This is a genomic window from Mycobacterium sp. (assembly GCF_008709575.1).
Classification (GTDB): Bacteria; Actinomycetota; Actinomycetes; order Mycobacteriales; family Mycobacteriaceae; genus Mycobacterium.
The window spans coordinates 1-2,872 of sequence record NZ_VYIK01000122.1; the positions used below are offsets into that span (position 1 = coordinate 1).

At 62.7% G+C, this 2,872-nt stretch carries 4 protein-coding genes; 3 read left to right on the forward strand and 1 reads right to left on the reverse strand.

Features of this window, described 5'->3' with window-relative positions; all coding sequences use genetic code 11:
* The first annotated feature begins 173 nt into the window (after positions 1-173).
* Together F6Q13_RS17045 and F6Q13_RS17050 are read left to right on the forward strand one after the other, a co-directional pair.
* A complete protein-coding gene (locus tag F6Q13_RS17045; protein WP_293059079.1) occupies positions 174-476 on the forward strand; it encodes a helix-turn-helix domain-containing protein in 303 nt (100 codons plus the stop codon).
* A 500-nt stretch (positions 477-976) separates the two neighbouring features.
* Positions 977-1,180 (forward strand): hypothetical protein, encoded by a 204-nt coding sequence (locus F6Q13_RS17050; protein ID WP_293059081.1) that lies wholly within the window; start codon positions 977-979, stop codon positions 1,178-1,180.
* Here the strand turns inward: F6Q13_RS17050 and F6Q13_RS17055 are convergent.
* Entirely contained in the window at positions 1,177-2,688 is a 1,512-nt protein-coding gene (locus F6Q13_RS17055) for an IS1634 family transposase (RefSeq protein WP_293059083.1), read from the reverse strand. The genes F6Q13_RS17050 and F6Q13_RS17055 overlap by 4 nt on opposite strands.
* On the opposite strand from F6Q13_RS17055, the gene F6Q13_RS17060 reads away from it, so the two are divergent.
* A partial coding sequence (locus F6Q13_RS17060) for a hypothetical protein (protein WP_293059085.1) occupies positions 2,672-2,872 on the forward strand: 201 nt, incomplete at its 3' end. The two genes, F6Q13_RS17055 and F6Q13_RS17060, sit on opposite strands and share 17 nt — an antisense overlap.

Genomic DNA, 2,872 nt, shown 5'->3' on the forward strand with positions numbered 1-2,872 from the left:
GGCGTTGCGCCCCAAATCCCCAGGTCACGAACCCACTACAACGTCACAAGAGCCGACAAGCAAGGCAAATGGAAACGCTGGTACGACCAAAACATCCCCATCGCCGACGAGCTGTTCGACACACACCTGAACAAGCTGAAGCAAACCAAGCACCAGAAAGGACGCAAACGCCGATGACCACACTCGACGACTGGCTCAAAAAGCGCCCGGTCAACCGCGCCGCCGTCGACGCCCATAAAGCCCGCATGCGCCGCGAACCGCGTGGCTACGCCCTGCGCGAACTGCGCGAGTCCCAAGGACTCACCCAGACCCAACTGGCCGATCTGTTGCACGTTAGCCAAAACCGCGTCAGTGCCCTGGAACGCGGTGAGGTCGGACACACTCAGGTCGACACCCTGCGCCGCTATGTCGACGCCCTCGGCGGCCAGCTCCGCATCGAAGTCGATCTTGGCGACGAACGCATTCAAATCGCCTAAAGGCACAACCACGGACACGCGAAGCGATCCGCAGAAACGGCAGGGGCGTGCCGCATCAACTTCGATTGAGGCCTGTGCGGGCCGAGTGTGGAACCGGAGGCTAACAAACTGCGAACCTGTGTTCGTCGTGTCCTAACGATGTCCTACGACACGCGACGACCCGCTAGCACACGCTGGACACATCAGCATGAGAATTTTTCGTCTTGCTGGACAGATCGCCACTCTGGCGACACTGTAAAACGGCGCAGAACAGTCGCTTTCATCCTGGCAGTGTGGGGGTCAGGGTTCGAGTCCCCTTAGCTCCACTCCGGAGTGTGGCTGGTGCATCACGGCGGTAAGCCGCTCGTGCGGCAGCGGCGGCAACCCGCGGCCGCTGCCTATCCCGGCGCCGGCGCACCAGCAGAGCGGGCTGCACTGCGGGCCCGGGCTTCGCCGATTTCCGCCTTGCGGCGCCCACCGGTTATACAGTCCCGGTAGCGCCACGCGATGAGGAGCCGTCAATGACACTTCGGGTATGCCGCCGACTCATCGTCGCACTGCCGGCGGCATGCAGTGCCGGACTGTTGTCGTTGGCATCGGTGACGACTGCGGGCGCGGCCCACGCCGGAGACCCGTCCGACGAGACAGCGTTCATCATGGGCGGCACGTTGAACCCGCAACCCGATCCCGGCTACGTGACCGCGACCCGACTTGGCTCAATTTAGTGCGCAGTTGCGTCGCCGATGGCGGTGAGGGCTTGGTGGAGGTCGTCGGGTAGTGGGTGTGCGGCAGTGAGGGTGTGGTCGCCGGCTTGGATGGTGATAGTCCGATAGCGACGGGCGGTGCGTATGAATTTCTTTATACTCCAGCCGGTTTGGCGTTCGATCCAGTGGCTGACAGCCAGCGCGGTGACGACGATGCTCAGGTGCGCTTCGATGGAGTCGCGTAGCCGATGGTAGATGGGTCTGGCAGCCAGGTCGTGCTTGGACATTCGGAAGCTTTTCTCGATGTGCCACAGCTGGTGGTAGGCGCTGATGACGAAGTCAGGGGTTTGGTCGGTCAGGTTGGTGGTGTAGCCCTTCCACCCGGCCAGGGCGCGGTTTTTGGCTTCCAACTCCCGGTTGACCGTTGTAGCGGCGTCGGTGAGCTGGATGTAGCGGTTGCGTTTGACCGGGGCTTTTCCGGCGACGGCCCGTTCGGCTTTGGCGATCTGCTCATCGATACCGTGCAGGGTGCGCCTGGCCCGGTCAACACGGTACTGGTAGTAGATCATCCGGTCAGGGACACCGCGGGTCTTCTCGGTCGAGCTGGCCGGCCAGGGTTGGGTCAGCACCAGCTGATCGGGAACCGTCTCGCCGGGGTGTTGGGCCTGCCATTCGCTGACCACACCGGGCAGATGTGGGATACGGGTGCCCAGGATGAACCGCAAACCCGCAGCGTGCAGCGCGATCTGGTTGGCTTCGGAGATCATCCCGGCATCGGCGACTATCGTGACATCAGTGAGGCCGTGTGCGGTTTTGAAGGCGTTGATGACCGGCAGCATAGTCGCGGTCTCGACCTTGTTGCCCTCGAATGCTTCCACTGTCAACGGGAATCCTGATGCGTCGGTGAGTAAGCCGAGAACAATCTGGGGTTCGAGGCGTCGTTCCTTGGAAAAACCGGTTTCGCGGAATCCATCGCCGCTATCGGTCTCGAAGTACAGCGTGGACACATCGAAGAGCACCAGCGAGGTTGGCCCCAACCCGGCGTGCGCGGCGCAGGCCTTGGCCAGTGCTTGGCGCCAGCTGGGTTTGGCATAGGTCGGCAGGCGGCGTTTGAGCGTGGCATACGAGGCCGCGGGTATTCCGATCTCATTGAGTACCCGGGCGGTGTCGAGCTTGCTGGCCGGTTCGATGATCCTGGCCAGCGTCAGGTCACGAAATACGTTGTCGCCTTTGGTCGCTGACTCAAATCCAAGCACTCTGTAGGCTGTGCACAGGGCGTCCCACAAATGAGCCGCCTGCGACGAGGTGATCGGCAGCGGCTCAGTTCCAGCCGGGGCCTGCACACCCAGGTCCAGCACTTGTTGGCCCGCGGTCAACCGCTGGGCGGCGGCTGCTTTCAACACGGCCACTTCCGCGGCATCGTGGGCTGAGCCGATGTGCTCGATCTGGCGGGCTCCGCGCCGCGAGGACCACACGACTTGTACCGCGACCGCCCCGGATGCGGTCTTCACGGTGCGGACATACGCCACCCAGGCAGCCTACGAACCCAAAATTAGTGCGCAAATCCCGGCCACGCGGCACCCAAACCAGCAGGTCAAACAGCTAACGGTCAAAAAACCCGGAAACGTGAGCCAAGTCAGGAAACCTGGTGCTGGTGATGTGCCCTATCACCACCGGCTGCACCACCACGGCGGCATCACCAACCAGCTGGCG